The organism is Parafrankia sp. EUN1f (genome assembly GCF_000177675.1).
Lineage (GTDB): Bacteria > Actinomycetota > Actinomycetes > Frankiales > Frankiaceae > Parafrankia.
In genome coordinates this window covers 1-14,065 of sequence record NZ_ADGX01000199.1, presented here as the reverse complement: position 1 = coordinate 14,065, position 14,065 = coordinate 1, and the positions used below count along the sequence as shown (strand labels likewise).

Genomic DNA, 14,065 nt, shown 5'->3' with positions numbered 1-14,065 from the left:
GATCCTGGTCCTGTCCGACGGCTGGGTCACGGCGATGTCGGTGACATTGGCCAACGCCGTGGTCGGGCTCTCCGTCCTGCTGGTCACCGGGTACGCCGGCCAGCTGTCGCTGGCGCAGTACCTCATCGGCGCGATAGGCGCCTTCATCGCTGTGAAGCTGATGGACGCCCTCGGGCTTCCGTTCGAGCTGTCGTTCCTGGGTGGCGTCGTCAGCGCGATGATCATCGGCGCGGTACTGGGCGCACCCGCGCTCCGTACCCGCGGCGTCAACCTGGCGGTCAGCACCTTGGGTATCGCCATCTCCCTGTACGCCCTGTTCCTGGCCAACACCCAGCTCGCCGGCAGCACCGACGGCCTACCCGTGACGACGCCCTCCCTGTTCGGGCTCGATCTCGACCCGGGCGAGCATCCACGCCGTTATGCGATCGCGGTCCTGGCGGTTCTCCTGGTGACCCTTCTCGCCCTCGCCAACCTCCGTCGGGGCCGGGCGGGACGGAGACTGCTAGCCGTACGCTCGAACGAACGGGCAGCACTCGCGCTGGGAATCGACGTGTACGTCGCGAAGCTGTATGCCTTCATGGTCGCCGCGGGAATGGCCGCGGTCGGGGTCAGTCTGGTCGCGTTTCTCAACGAGCGAGTGGTTTTCTCCCGGTTCGACGTCTTCACGTCGATCACCGCGACCACCTCGACGGTCGTGGGCGGCATCGGCATGCTCATCGGGCCGATCATCGGAGCGGCCGTGCTGCCGAACAGCATCGTCTCGAAGTTCATCACCCAGTGGGGAGCGGCCGACACGTACCTGCCGCTGGTCGGAGCCATCCTCGTACTCCTCGTCCTGATCACGGGAGCCGACGGGCTCGTCGAGCAGAACCGGCAGATGCTGGTGAAGTTGAGGCACCGGCAGCACCGCACCCCCACGACCGACGTCCGGGACACCGGCACGAGGCCGGAGCCTGACACCGCCGAGGAGCCGCGGCGCGCCGCAGTCGTCGCTGAACCGGTCCCTCCCAGAACGCTCGAGGTCAAGGGCCTGACTGTTCGGTTCGGCGGCGTGGTCGCCGTCGACGGCATCGATCTCACCGTACGACCGGGAACGGTTCACGGGCTCATCGGACCGAACGGTGCCGGCAAGACCACCTTCATCGACGCGGTCACGGGTTTCGTCGCTGCGGAGGGCGCCGTGGCGCTCGACGGCGAGGACATCAGGCGAGTGGGTTCTGGCCGCCGGGTGCGCAAGGGTCTGGCCCGGTCCTTCCAGAGCGGCGAACTCTTCGAGGACCTGACGGTGCGGGAGAACCTCGCCGTCGGCTGCGACGACGGGGCCCTGCGCCGCTACCTGACAGACCTGGTGCGACCGGGCCCGGTGGCGCTCAGTCCGGCGGCGGTCCTCGCTGCGCGTGAGTTCGGTCTCGAACCGCTCTACGACGAGCGCCCGGACTCGCTGTCGTTCGGGCACCGACGGCTGGTCTCGATCGCACGCGCAGTCGCCTCGGCACCCTCGGTCCTGCTCCTCGACGAGCCCGCGGCGGGACTGGACGAACAGGGGGCCGGCGAGCTCGCCCACCTGATCAGACGGCTGGCCGAGGGATGGAGTATCGGCGTCCTGCTCGTCGAGCACAACCTGGACATGGTCCTGTCCGTCTGCGACGAGATCACGGTGATGGCCGAAGGCCGGCGCCTCGTCGCGGCCGCGCCACCTGCGGTCGTCCGCACCCATCCCGACGTGCTGCGGGCGTATGTCGGCGAATCCCAGGCTTCCGAAGCCGAACCATATGCGGACTCGGAGGAGCAGCCCCTGATGAGCTGAGCCGCTGCGCGGGCCGGCGACCAGCAGTCAGCCGCCGGCCTGTGTGCCCTACCCCGAGGGAGCGGCCTAGTAGGACTGCTGGCAGGCGGCTGTCAGCAAGCTCGAGGCAGGTTGTACACTTTGGACGAACCACAGTGGCGACACTGATGCATGTCAATTCTGTGATCGGGAGTTCCTCTGTGGCAACGAGCCTACGGTCCGATGTCGACCCTCTCGTCGACTCTCTCTACGAGCTCATCCGCACCGGAGAGCTGTCACCCGGCCAGCGGGTCGACCAACGCGAGGTGTCCGAGCGTCTCAATGTCAGCCGCACTCCGCTGCGGGAGGCCTTGCGGGCGATGGCGGCCGACGGAGTTCTCGTCCGCACCCCCAATGCCGGCTATGACGTCGCCAAGCTGAGCGCGGCCGACCTGCTGCAGTATTACTCGATACGCGCGTTCCTGGAGACGGAGGTGCTCCGCTCCTTGCGGTGGCCCGATGCTGAGCAGCTGGCGGCGCTCAAAGAGACGAACGAGTCCTGCCGTGCCGCTGCCGAGGACGCCACCATCGATCGGCTCGTCTCCAGCAACCGCAGCTTTCACTTGATGATGTTCTCCTGGTCTCCTCTCACCATCATGTACAAGGAGATCCTCCGAGTATGGCGCGTTTCGGAGCCGTATCGCGCTCTTCATCTCTCCAATCCCGAGCGGCGTCGTCGCGTCGCCGTCGATCATGACAAGATGATCGCCGCTATCGAGGCCGAGGATGCCGCGAAGCTCGTCCGGCTGATGGACGAGCACCGGGGAAGATCCCGGGCGCTGCTCCAGGACATGCTCGGTTCGGCTCTGACCGGCCCGCTCATCTCCCTACCCCAGGACAGCCGGCGGGCTCGTCTCACGCTCTGACGAACAGCGACACAGCCACCCCGCCGTCCGCGTCGCGGGCGCCGGAGTAGGTTGGTTTCATCGGCGCGATCACGTCGGCGACCGCTCCTTAGTTCAGGACGCCGCAGCAGCCGTCTACGCCGAGCGGCGGGCGGCAACCTCAGACACCAAGTAACGTCTCGGCATGCCGAAATGCATGCATGCTTGCGCTGTTGTAGGTAGGGTAGCAATGGCGACTTGCCCCGGCAGCCCGCCGTTTACCTTGTTCTTATGCGTCGAGAGCGCGGCAAACGCCGGTTCCGCAGTGGATGTGGTGGCCGGTACGGGCAGCGCGTGCCTTGGTCGTGGTGGCCGCTGACTAACTCGATCACGAAGGAGCGTCGTGAGCAGAGCACCAATCCGCTGCGTCCTGGGCATGGTGGGCTCGGACAAACACAACAAGGGCATCAGGCTCATCGCCCGGATTTTCCGGGATCACGGGCTCGAAGTCGTGTACATCGGTGAACACAATACGTCCCAGCGCATCGCCTCCGTCGCTGTGAGCGAGGACGCGGACTTCGTGGGTGTCAGCTTCAGTAACGGCAACTATGTGCCGCGGGTCAAGGAGCTGCTGGGGGCCCTCGCAGAGGCAGGCGGCGCGGACATCGGGCTGGTCGTGGGCGGGCTCATCCATCCGGAGGATCTGCCGGAGCTCGAGGCGGCGGGCGTCACGGCCGTATTCGGACCGGAGGCGACCACGCAGAAGATCCTGGCCACCATCGACGAGAAGTTCGGGCGGGTTGACACTCCCTCCGAAGCGGCTGCGAGTGACCTGCGAGCGGCCGCGGCGGGACGGATGCGATGAGTACCATGGAGGGGCGAGAGACCGTCCAAGACCAGATCGAGGACGTGTCGGTCAGGCTTTCGCGGACCGCCACCTGGTCCGGGATCGAGACCGAGACGTACTACGGACCTGCGGAGCGTACTGCCGAGTACGACGACAAACTCGGTGATCCCGGCGAGTACCCGTTCACCCGTGGGTCCTTCCCCCAAATGTATCGCAGCCGCATGTGGACGCTGCGCAACATCGTCGGCTACGGGAGCCCGGAGGACACCGCCGCTGGGATTGACGCGTCGATCGCGGCCGGGTCCGCCGCGGTCGATGTCGTTTTCGACGTGCTCTCGACGCAGGGCCTGGACCCCGACCATCCGGTACTGCGCGCCGACGTCGGTCTCGATGGTGCGTCGGTCTCCTCGCTGAACGACCTCGACCGCCTGCTGAGGAACATCGACGTCACGAAGACCGACGTGGCCTGGCACATCACCTATATGATCTATCCGCTCGTGATCGCGCACGCACGCAGGCACGGACTCGACCTGGCCGCACTGCATGGCTCGCACATGCCGGACTACCTGCGGCTGAACCTCGACGGTGGCGGGCACAAGTTCTTCTCCCCGGCCTTCGGTCAGCGGCTCGGCGCGGACACGCTCGAGTTCGCCGCCCGGAACACGCCGCGGTGGGCGTGTGGGCTGCCGCAGGCCTACAACCTGCGCGAGCGGGGATGCACGCCGGCGATGGAGATCGCTCTCGGCCTGGCGATCGTCCGGTCCACCTTCCGGGATCTCGGGCTGCGCGGCGTCGGGGTGGAGGAGGTCGCGCCCCGGATGGCGTGGGTGTCGACCTCCGACATCGACCTGTTCGAAGAGGTCGCCAAATACCGCGCGCTGCGCCGGATGTGGGCTCGGATGATCCGGAACGACTTCGGTGTCCAGGACCAGCGCAGCGCCCGCCTGCGGATCGCCTGTCACACTTCCGGGCGCTCGCTGGTGTACCCGCAGCCGCTGAACAACCTGACCCGGGCTGCGGTGGAGACCCTCGCCGCCATCCTCGGCGGGGTCCAGTCGGTCGAGACGTGCACGTTTGACGAGCCGATCGGGATCCCGACGCACGAGTCGCGTGAGCTCGCGACCCGCACACAGCTGATCCTGGCCCACGAGGTGGGGGCCGCTCGCACCGCGGATCCGCTCGGCGGGAGCTACTACGTCGAGGCACTCACCGACGAGGTCGAGGCCCGAGCCTACGCCTTTCTGACCGAGATCGAGGACCACGGGCTGATCAAGGGCATTGAGGACGGCTGGCTGGAGTCCGTGCTGGACGACGAGAACTTCCGGCGTCAACAGGAGATCCAGAACGGCGAGCGGATCGTGATCGGCGTTAACGCTTTCCAACCCGCCGAGACCCGACCGCCGGAGCGCTTCAAGGTTGACCAGGCCGCCGTCGATTCGCATGTTCGGCGCTTTGTCGAGGAGAAGCGCGCGCGCGACCCGCAGAGCGTACGAGTTGCTCTCGAGGCGGTGTTCGACTCGGCCCGAGGTGATCGCAACACCCAGGACGCGATGGCGGACGCGTTCTTGGCGAACTGCACCTTCGCAGAGGTCTCGGGTGCCCAGCGGCTGGCCTGCGGGATGAAGTACGATCCGTTCGACGCTGTTCGGGCCCCGTTCGACCTCGGCTAGTCCCGTCTTTCGCACCTCAGATTTCGACGCGTCGACCGACCCGACTATTGATCACGGTGGCCTGGTCGGGTCGACGGCGAGGAGGTGCTAATGCAGGTGTGGTGGGCGCGGGATGTAGGCGGGTTGGCCGTTTTTGGGCTGGCACGAAGCGCAGCTTGTTGAGTGTGCCGAGGGCGAGTGCCCCGGTGGGGCACGGGACGACCGCCCCAGCTTGGATCGAAAGGCTACACGCCGGACCACGGCGAAGCGTCGGTGTGTCGTGGTGCCAAGGTTGGGTGTGCCACCTCCACCTGGTTACGTCCGCCGCTCTTGGCCCGGTACAGCGCGGAATCAGCCAACTCGACCAAGGCTTTCGCCTCCTCCGTGGGAGTGGGAGCGATCGACGCGACACCAATACTCACAGTGACGACCTGATTAGTGGTCACCGGATGTGGTTCGGTCAGTTCCGCCACGGCGGAACGAAGCCGGTGGGCAATGCGGGATGCATCGCCAGTATCGGCGCCTGGCATCACGACCGCGAACTCCTCTCCTCCGTAGCGAGCAGTAAGGTCAGTGTCGCGGGTGCCGGCCGCGAGGCAAGCAGCCACGCGTTGCAGGCACCGGTCGCCGGCAGCGTGACCGAAGTGATCATTGTAAGACTTGAAGCGGTCGATATCGATCATGGCGAGCGCTAGGGGTGTCGTGTGGCGCTGCGCCCGATGCCATTCGATGTCGAGGACCTCGTCAAGATGTCGCCGGTTGGCCAGCCCGGTCAACGGGTCGGTGACCGAAAGCTGTTCGAGTCGCCGATTAGCTGCGGCAAGTTCTTCAGTGCGTTCGGCGACCTTGCGCTCGAGGGAGCCGTAGACGCGTGCATTGTCGAGAGAAACGGCCAGCTGCCCCGCGATGAGGATGATTCCTTCGAGCCGGTCGGCGGTGAAAGCCTCACGGATCATCCGGTTCTCCAGGAGTAACATTGCCCGTATCTCGTTTCGGTTCATGATCGGGATGGCCAGTAGCGAGCAGCGATTGACGTCGGCAAAGTAGGGATCGCGATTGAACCGGTCGTCGTGGGTAGCGTCGGCAACGATGACGGGCGTGCGAGTGCGTTCGGCGTACCAGATGACCGATGGTGGCAGGATGCGCCGCGCGCTGGCTTCCTCAAGTGAGACAGAGTCGCCATCATCGGTCGACACTAGCCAGTCGTGCGGTTTCTCACCGCGCAGCAGCAGGTGGACGTCCGTGGCACCGGTCATCGCAGACAGGATCCCAACGACTCTGCTCCGCAAACCCTCGATGCTGGTTTCGGAGCTGAGCGCCTGTGAAGCTGCAAAGACGCTCAGCAGGTCGATGGTGCCGGTGGTGAAAGCGGAACGGCGGGCGGCCAGCTCCGTCGCTGGTGGCAGGACCGGCTGCGGACCAGCGGACTCGAGGCTCAACGCCGGGTTGGCCCAGTCGAGCTGACTGACCTTCGCAGCCGCGCCCCAGTCCAGGTACTGCCGACGGGCGGCGGCCAGGAGCGTGCTTCCGGCTGCCACCATGCCATGTGCGAGTTGAAAGCGTGCGGCCCGTTCCAGGATCAATGCCCTGTGCCAAGGGCGCGTTCGGGTGGCGACCTCACATTGGGCCGCGTCAAACGCATACGCCGCCCCACGGAAGTCGCCGACAGTCCAAGACCGCTCCGCCTCCACTAGGCGCAGCAGGTGTCCGAAGTTGACCGGAGCGTCTGCCGCTCGCTCGGCTAGCCAGGCGATCAGACCGTCGAGCTCCGCCAGTGCGACTTCGCGCTGCTCCCCCCCGCTGCACGTGCCTCGCCGGCGAGAGCAAGGGCCCGCAGCAGGCGTGCCGTTGCCGTCATGTGGAGTGATTCGATACCGGGCAATATCGGCATGATGGCGGCCGTGTACCGAGTCAGGTCAGCTGGATGGTCGAGGATGGCGGCCGCGAGTGCACGGATGACCTGCACGTGGACGACGACGATGGGCTCAACGGCCAGCAGCGGCTGCCCGGGTGCCGTGTCGGCCGCTGATTCGACGGCGGTTCCGCGCAGCACCTGGATGAGTCCGCGATAGGCACGGATTATTTCTTCCGCATGTCCGTTACCGGAGCGGGTAGCGAAGGACAGCGCCTTGTCGACCTCGGCTGCAAGGAGATCGAGCGATGGCGCACAGTCGAGAAGATTCTGTATTACGATACAATGGGTATATCCTGCATTTTGCAAATCGCCGCTCTGGGTAAGGCCGTCCAATGCACGGCGGGCCGCAGACAGGTTGTCCTCGAGTGGTTCGAACCAGTGACCAGTACCAGCCACGTACAGGAACTGCGCCAGCCATAGATCGGGACGATATCCACGAGCCTGGCCGACCGCGAGGATCCGTCGTGTCATGCGGTGCCCGGTACGGTAGTCGCGTCTGCGGGAGACGGTCACAAACCCGATGTAACCGCTCGGGCCTAGCAGGGCGGGGTGCGGACCGTCCCGCACCCACATCTGCAGCGTCGTCACGCTCAACCATGCTAGTATCGCCGGATCGCACTCATATGCTGGAACCATGAGCCGTTTGATGAGCTGCATTACGCCAAGGCGCGAACGGTCGGTGATCTTCGGTCGACGCAGATCGTCTGCTTCGCCTGTCTGGTCGATCCACTGATAGAGCGCGTCAAGACCGCGATCGATCTCCATTTCCATCCGATCCCCGTCCGGGACATGGTGGCCGAGGCTCCGAAGCGCATCGAGGCCGAGTCGCAGCGCCTCGGCAGCTCGACCCCGGCCGGTAAGACTGCTGACCTGCACCGCGGTCGCCTCCGCGCATTGGACCGGGTCGGTACACAGCCGGCAGATCGTCTGATACGCCTCGTCCGCCTCGTCCAGCCGACCCTGACGGTACAAAGCGGCGTGGCGGTCGAGGTGGACCGCTAGCAACTGATCAGTGTTGGTCGGGTCGATGAATCTGACGACTGCAGTCAGGAACCGCTCCGCCAGAGGCGAGCTGATCAGCAACTTCGTCTCCTCTGCGGCGCGCAGGAACAGGTTGACCATCTGTCGCTGTTCCTGCGGGGTGTCCACGGAGTCAGCCACGAGCAGATACTGCTCCGCCGCCACTGTTAAGAACTCGTTTCGGTCGGCCAGTCGCCTGGCCAGGCTCAACCGCACGGCGCGCCGCGCTTCGGCAGTGAGTCCCTCGAGGATGGACTCCCGCGTCTGATCGTGGTCAAATCGCACGGCCGGTTGCCCGCCGGACTCCAGCACCAGCAGACCGGCGGCGAAGGCGGGAGCAAGTCGACGCTCGAGCTCGTCCGCCGCGAGGCCTGTCGCGGCCTTCAGGAGATCTAGCTCGGCCCGACCGGCCAGGCACGTCATCATCGCCAATGACTCGCGGGTCTCTGGCGGCAACGAGGTCACCTGGGCGGTCAGCAGCCCGGCCGCGTTCATCACATGCAGCCGCCGGTGCAGTCCGGCCTCATCCCACCGCAAGCCACTGTCACCGCGAGCCAGCACCCCATCCTGACGCAGCGAGTTCAGCAATTCCGCTGTGGTGTGCGGGTTGCCTGCCGTGCTGGGCGCAATCATTCGTGCCAGTTCCCCCGCTGGCGCCGGGGCCAGCTTCAGCAGGTCCGCCACCATCTCCGCCTGGCCCTCCGGAGCCAGGTTGCCCAGGCGCAGGATGTGTGGCCCGGCTGGCTGGAGGCTCCAACGGGCGAGCATCGACGTCAGCGGGTGAGCGGCATCCACCTCGTTGTCCCGGAGGGCTCCCACCAGCAGCAGCCCTTCGACGTTCTCCTCTCCTCCGAGGATCGGATCGATGATGCGAAGCGGGGCCCGCCAAGCCCACTGCAGGTCATCGACGAAGAACACGAGCGGCCGCTCGCGCGAGGCGACTGCGCGCAGCACCTCGACGGCGTTCTGCTGCCCCCGCACCTGCAGGGTCATCGGATCCCCCTGCTCGGGGTTCACCTTAAGCAGCGTCGCCAGCTCGGGCACTGTCGCGGCGGCCAGTCCCGCGTTCGGTCCCAACACCCGCAGAATCCTGTCCCGCATTTCGACCAGGTTGGCTTCAGGCTCGGCCAACAGGAGGCGGCCCAGCGCCCGGAATGCCTGGAGGACACCGTTATACTCCCAATCCTGGCGATACTGGTCGAACTTGCCCGTCACGAACCAACCGCCGGCTTCGGCGACGACCGGCCGCAACTCGTTGGCCAGCGATGTCTTGCCCACTCCGGGCACACCAGCAAGAAGGACCCCGGGGCAGCGGCCTGCGACCGCCTGGGCGAAGACCCTCCGCAGTTCGCCGATCTCCCCTGCACGCCCGGCCAGGCGGGACGGCATCAGCGGTCCGACCGGGAAGTCATGGTCACCCAGGTGCACCACCCCGGCACCACGACGAACCAGCGCGAGATCGAACAACAACCCGTCGGCGGTCTGGTAACGATCGTCCGGTTCCTTCTCCAGCAGATGCATGATGACTGCTGACAACCCCGTCGGCACCGCCGAATTCACCGCTGACGGCGGCACCGGAACTCGCCCGAGATGGTCATGAATCACTCGTAGGGGGTCGCCCGTGCCGAACGGCGGCGCGCCAGTGGCTAGCTCGTACAACGTGGCCCCGACTGCGTACAGGTCGGCCCGCTGGTCCACCGGGCGGCCGGTCCGACCGGTCTGCTCCGGCGCCAGATACGGCACCGTCCCCACGATCTCGTGCTGATGCAGATATTTCGGATTAATCGCTGTGGTCGTGGCCAGCGCGAAGTCGATCAGAAACACGCCCGGCTGTGTAGGGCTGACCACGATGTTCGCTGGATTGATGTCCCGATGCACAACACCCTGGCGGTGCATGCCCGCCACGGCTCGCGCGAGCATTTCCGCAAAATCGATCAAATCGGCCGGATCGTAGGAAACAGTGCGGCTGTACAGTGCCGTGCCGCCAACGTCGGCCATTAGTAGCACCCCAGGACATATGGGAGCTCGTCGATCAGCCAGCTGCACGATCCCCTCGATACCGGACAGCCGCTCGAGGATCTCCATCTCGTGCCGCGACCGACGCTCTGCCAATGGCCCTAGGAACTCCTTCCGGACCACACTTTCCCCGGGGAACATCAGCCGAGTCACCCGGGTCCGCTCCGACTCGTGGAGCAGCTCTATCCGCGGCATCACAGGCAGATCGCGACCTGACGTCACGCATTCGGAACACATCGGCCATTCCAACCCATTTTGATGAGCCATCTGCATGTCTGTTCTGCCCCTGTCCCACCGAAGCAAAAGTCGGTGCCGCCGCGCACCCGACGCCGTCCGGGTGCCATGGGCCTGCGCGGCGTCCTCGACCAGAACGAGCCCGTGCCGGTCACACAGCCTCACGAGCTTGTCGCCGTCGGCCGGTACCCCACATCGCCACCGAGAGCGCACCCGCGAACGCCGACGGCTACCAGCAGCTACTCGAACTCGCCCGCCAGCACGTTCCCGGCAGGCGGTGCTGGGCGTTGGAAGGCACCGGTAGCTACGGCGCGGGCCTGGCCGCCTTCCTCGACGCCGCCGGCGAACGCGTCGTCGAGGTCTGCCGTCCCAAGCGCCCGGCTCACCGCGGAGGCCGCAAGACCGACGCCCTCGACGCGGTTCGGGCGGCGCGCGAGGCCCTCGTTTCAGACCATCTGATCCACCCAGGCCGCCGCGGTGAACGCGAGGCCCTACGGGTCCTGCTCGCCACCCGCGGCGCCGCCGTCCTCGCCCGGACAGCGGCGATCAACCAGCTCAAAGCTCTGATTGTGTCTGCCCCCGAAGCCCTTCGCGCGCAGTTGCGCGGCCGGACTGGCAAGCAACAGATCGCGGCATGCCTGACGCAGGCCGCGTGCTCCACCGAGGGCGTCGAACACCGCATGACCGTGCGGGCGCTGCGGTGCACCGCCCAGCGGATCCAGACGTTGACCGCGGAGGCGAAGGAGCTTGAGAAGGAGATCCACCTGCTTGTCCGGGCGATGGCGCCTGAGCTGTTGGCGCTGGTCGGTGTCGGGCCGATCAGCGCGGCGCAGGTCCTTGTCAGCTGGTCGCACCCAGGGCGGTTCCGTTCGGACGCGGCGTTCGCCGCGTTCGCTGGCGCCGCTCCGATCCCCGCTTCCTCCGGCCTCACCACCCGCCACCGGCTCAGCCGAGCCGGGGACCGCCAGCTGAACAGGGCAGTCCACACGATCGTTCTCGTCCGGGCCCGAGTCGACCCGGCGACCCGGGCCTACATCGCGAAGCGGAGCGCCGAGGGAAAGTCCTCCCGCGACGCGCAGCGCTGCCTCAAACGCGCCGTAGCCCGCCAGGTCTTCAAGCTCCTGGAACGCCAGGCAGGATCAGCTGCCACGGCGTCCCGGGAACTCCATGCGGCTTGACAAGACATAGCAGCCTCGGGGGCTGTGGCGGCCGAGAGTGCCGGGTGCGGTCGGTACTTCCAGGTGTTGCTGGGCCGATGTGCGTGGGTGACCGCCGGGCGGCCGTGCGCCGCAACCGCGCGGGGCTGCGGCACGGGGGCATGCGCGGGCGTTGTTCACGTCCCATAGTGTCTCGGATGCCGAGGCCCCGCGCTGGCGTCGCCTTGTAGATGGGCGGGGTGTCAGCGGTGGGCGGCGCGGTTCATCTCGACGACGTCGTCCAGGGTCGGGTTGTCGGGGAGGGCGGCGAAGCGCTCGAGCAGGCTGTCGCGGACGGCGGTGTCCTTGACGCGGTCGGCCGCGGCCAGGGCGGCGGGGAGCTCGTCGAGGGTCAGCTCGGTGCAGTAGGCGGGGCCCATCGGCTGCTGGCGCCACGAGTCGGCCAGGGGGCCGGCGTCGTGGGGGTCGAAGCCGGTGTCGTCGACCAGGCTCATGACCACCTTCTTCGCGTCCTCGGAGTCGCCGGCCACCGGGATCGCGATACGGCCCGGGGTGCCCGCCGCAACACCCCGGGTGCGCTGGGTCTCGGCCAGGGCGGCGTTCCACGCCTTGACGACGGGTCGGCCAAGGAGCTCGGAGGTGTACACGCTCTCCACCTGGCCGCCGTCCTCCACGGCCTCGATCCGCCCGTTGAGGTGCGGGTAGTAGTTCGAGGTGTCGATGACCACGGTCTCGGCGGTGGCGGTGGCGATCAGCTCCGCCAGCTGCCCCTGCACCCCGAACGGGATCGCCAGGATGATCGCGTCCCGGCCCTGGGCCGACTCGTGGAGGGCCACTGCGCGGGCGCCGGTCTCCAGCACCTCGGCGGTAACGGCTTCGGGGCCCCGGGCGTCCGCCACCTGGACGTCGTGACCGGCCAGGCTCAGCTTGCGGGCCAGATTTCCACCGATGGCTCCAGCTCCGATCACAGTTATTTTCATGATTGTCCCTTCGAAGGTTGTGCCACCCCTGCGGGCGGCGCGATTGGATGACGGTGCGGCGGGATTGGCGGGCCGCCGACCGCACCTAGCGGTCGGCGGCCCGGTCTTGAGCGAGTCGCCGGCCGCTAGGTGCGGTCGTCCGGCTGGCGGTATCCGTAGGCGACGAAGGCCCGCAGCCGGTCGACCGATTCTCCGGTGGCGCCGGTGCCTTTAATCCAGGCGACCGAGCAGGCCGCGAGGAAGAGGTCGTAGCCCGTCACCGACGGGCGTACGACCCTGTGCGTTGTGCGGCTCGCACGTAGTCGTCGGTCGTGGCGATGAGCTCGTCGCAGGGGATGGTGAGCGGATTGTCCGGGTCCTGAGCCCGGGTCGCCGCCATTAGGGGTTCCGGCAGTCCGCTGTAGGCGTTGAGGTAGTCCTCCATCGCCCGCAGCCACTGCGTCAGCGCCGTGCTGGCGTCGTCGATGCCGGCGATGTCCGCCCGCCGGGTCACCAGTTCCTCGGCGCGGGACTGTCAACCATGATCGGCCGGACACCGCCTAGCCGCGAGCGTTCGCACTCTGCTCCCGAAGAACACCAGCGGAGCCCGCGACTCGTCGCGCTCGAGCCACAGCACGTCGAGGAGCACGAGCGTGTGATCACCCGTCTCGATCTTGGAACGCAGTTCGACAGTGATCGTCACGAGGGCTCCCCTCAGGAAGGCGGCACCGCCCACGACATCGACCTCCAGACCAGTGAACCGCTCGGTGGCCGGTCGCCGCAGATCCCGCGCCGCCGACTCCATCCCCTCCGCCAGTACGCTGATTCCCCAACGTTGCGACCGGCGAAGCTTGGGCCAGGTCGTCGATGTGTGCGCGAACGACAGCGAGACGAGAGGCGGATCCAGCGACACCGAACCCAGCGAGTTCACGGGCATGCCGACGACCTCGCCGTCGATCTCCGCGGCAACCACAGCGAGCCCCGTCGCGAAGCCGGCAAGCGTGTGACGCATGTCCTGGGGCGTGATCATGAAAGCCAGGCTCCCAACCCGTACTGTTCGGGCACGCTGAGGTTCTCGCGCAGCGTCGACCCCACGTACCCGTCGGGGTACAGCCCCCGCTCGCGCAGGATCGGCACGACCTCGTCGACGAGGGCGTCGACACCGTCCTCGTACACATCGGGAGCGAGCCAGAAGCCATCGGCCGCTTCCGCTTCGAACCATTCCTGCATGTGGTCGGCGTGCACCTTCCCGGGGCCGACCGTCACGGGGTGGTAGTCGATGACCCCGTGAGCGAGGACGTCGCGCGGCGACCATCCCTCCCGGGCGACTCGCAAGGCGATCGCGGACCGAGGGTCCATCGGCGATGCGTGCGCGACCGCCAGCTGCTCGGAGGAGAGAGGCCTGTCGATGTGCCGGGGCTGGATCTGGACGCCGATCATGGCGCTCAGATGCGGCAGCCGCGCCTCGATGAGGTCGCCCGCGATCGCGATGCGGCGGTCAAGCCCCTCACGGACCGTGGGAGCGACGGTCGTCATGAGCCCGACGATGAACTTGATCTCGTCGGGGTCGCGCCCCGCCTCGTGCGCGGCGTTCCGGAGCGCGTCGCGCTGCGCACGTG

Annotated in this window: 11 protein-coding genes and 1 pseudogene; 5 read left to right on the top strand and 7 right to left on the bottom strand. The window is 67.1% G+C overall.

Annotation, left to right across the window (positions count from 1 at the left end; translation table 11 throughout):
* The 4 genes from FREUN1FDRAFT_RS34460 to FREUN1FDRAFT_RS34445 form a co-directional block, all read left to right on the top strand.
* A partial coding sequence (locus tag FREUN1FDRAFT_RS34460; RefSeq protein WP_006544999.1) for an ATP-binding cassette domain-containing protein occupies positions 1-1,807 on the top strand: 1,807 nt, incomplete at its 5' end.
* 134 nt (positions 1,808-1,941) lie between these two features.
* A complete protein-coding gene (locus tag FREUN1FDRAFT_RS34455; protein ID WP_232295549.1) occupies positions 1,942-2,691 on the top strand; it encodes a GntR family transcriptional regulator in 750 nt (249 codons plus the stop codon).
* Positions 2,692-3,052: 361 nt separating this feature from the next.
* Positions 3,053-3,514: a cobalamin B12-binding domain-containing protein gene (locus tag FREUN1FDRAFT_RS34450; RefSeq protein WP_006544997.1), complete on the top strand. Its 462-nt coding sequence runs from the start codon at positions 3,053-3,055 to the stop codon at positions 3,512-3,514.
* Positions 3,511-5,166 carry a methylmalonyl-CoA mutase family protein gene (locus FREUN1FDRAFT_RS34445; RefSeq protein ID WP_006544996.1) on the top strand — a complete coding sequence of 552 codons (1,656 nt, stop codon included), beginning with the start codon at positions 3,511-3,513 and terminating at the stop codon, positions 5,164-5,166. Before FREUN1FDRAFT_RS34450 ends, FREUN1FDRAFT_RS34445 begins: the two co-directional genes overlap by 4 nt.
* A gap of 224 nt (positions 5,167-5,390) precedes the next feature.
* On the opposite strand, the gene FREUN1FDRAFT_RS48335 is transcribed toward FREUN1FDRAFT_RS34445, so the two are convergent.
* Entirely contained in the window at positions 5,391-6,728 is a 1,338-nt protein-coding gene (locus FREUN1FDRAFT_RS48335) for a diguanylate cyclase (protein ID WP_369809849.1), read from the bottom strand.
* A gap of 170 nt (positions 6,729-6,898) precedes the next feature.
* On the bottom strand, positions 6,899-10,495 hold the full coding sequence (locus FREUN1FDRAFT_RS34440) for an AAA family ATPase (RefSeq protein ID WP_083828914.1): 3,597 nt from the start codon (positions 10,493-10,495) through the stop codon (positions 6,899-6,901).
* Between the two features lie 29 nt (positions 10,496-10,524).
* Between FREUN1FDRAFT_RS34440 and FREUN1FDRAFT_RS34435 the strand changes: the two genes are divergently transcribed.
* A complete protein-coding gene (locus FREUN1FDRAFT_RS34435; protein ID WP_083828916.1) occupies positions 10,525-11,508 on the top strand; it encodes an IS110 family transposase in 984 nt (327 codons plus the stop codon).
* Between the two features lie 221 nt (positions 11,509-11,729).
* Here FREUN1FDRAFT_RS34435 and FREUN1FDRAFT_RS34430 read toward each other — a convergent pair whose 3' ends face one another.
* The 5 genes and pseudogenes from FREUN1FDRAFT_RS34430 to FREUN1FDRAFT_RS34415 all read right to left on the bottom strand — a co-directional run.
* Positions 11,730-12,467 (bottom strand): NADPH-dependent F420 reductase, encoded by a 738-nt coding sequence (locus tag FREUN1FDRAFT_RS34430; protein ID WP_006544992.1) that lies wholly within the window; start codon positions 12,465-12,467, stop codon positions 11,730-11,732.
* A 125-nt stretch (positions 12,468-12,592) separates the two neighbouring features.
* Positions 12,593-12,727 carry a hypothetical protein gene (locus FREUN1FDRAFT_RS47590; RefSeq protein WP_006544991.1) on the bottom strand — a complete coding sequence of 45 codons (135 nt, stop codon included), beginning with the start codon at positions 12,725-12,727 and terminating at the stop codon, positions 12,593-12,595.
* Positions 12,724-12,960, bottom strand: coding sequence for a hypothetical protein (locus tag FREUN1FDRAFT_RS40440; RefSeq protein ID WP_006544990.1), 237 nt, complete (start codon positions 12,958-12,960; stop codon positions 12,724-12,726). The genes FREUN1FDRAFT_RS47590 and FREUN1FDRAFT_RS40440 overlap by 4 nt, the downstream gene beginning before the upstream one ends.
* A 21-nt stretch (positions 12,961-12,981) precedes the next feature.
* Positions 12,982-13,476 carry a flavin reductase family protein gene (locus FREUN1FDRAFT_RS34420; protein ID WP_006544989.1) on the bottom strand — a complete coding sequence of 165 codons (495 nt, stop codon included), beginning with the start codon at positions 13,474-13,476 and terminating at the stop codon, positions 12,982-12,984.
* Positions 13,473-14,065, bottom strand: a pseudogene (locus FREUN1FDRAFT_RS34415) (nitrilotriacetate monooxygenase); the annotation flags it as partial. The gene FREUN1FDRAFT_RS34420 and the pseudogene FREUN1FDRAFT_RS34415, both read right to left, overlap by 4 nt.

Bases quoted from the DNA above. Each gene is read 5' to 3' on its own strand.
- FREUN1FDRAFT_RS34430 (WP_006544992.1), bottom strand. From the start codon at position 12,467: ATGAAAATAACTGTGATCGGAGCTGGAGCCATCGGTGGAAATCTGGCC.
- FREUN1FDRAFT_RS34420 (WP_006544989.1), bottom strand. From the start codon at position 13,476: ATGATCACGCCCCAGGACATGCGTCACACGCTTGCCGGCTTCGCGACG.
- FREUN1FDRAFT_RS34445 (WP_006544996.1), top strand. From the start codon at position 3,511: ATGAGTACCATGGAGGGGCGAGAGACCGTCCAAGACCAGATCGAGGAC.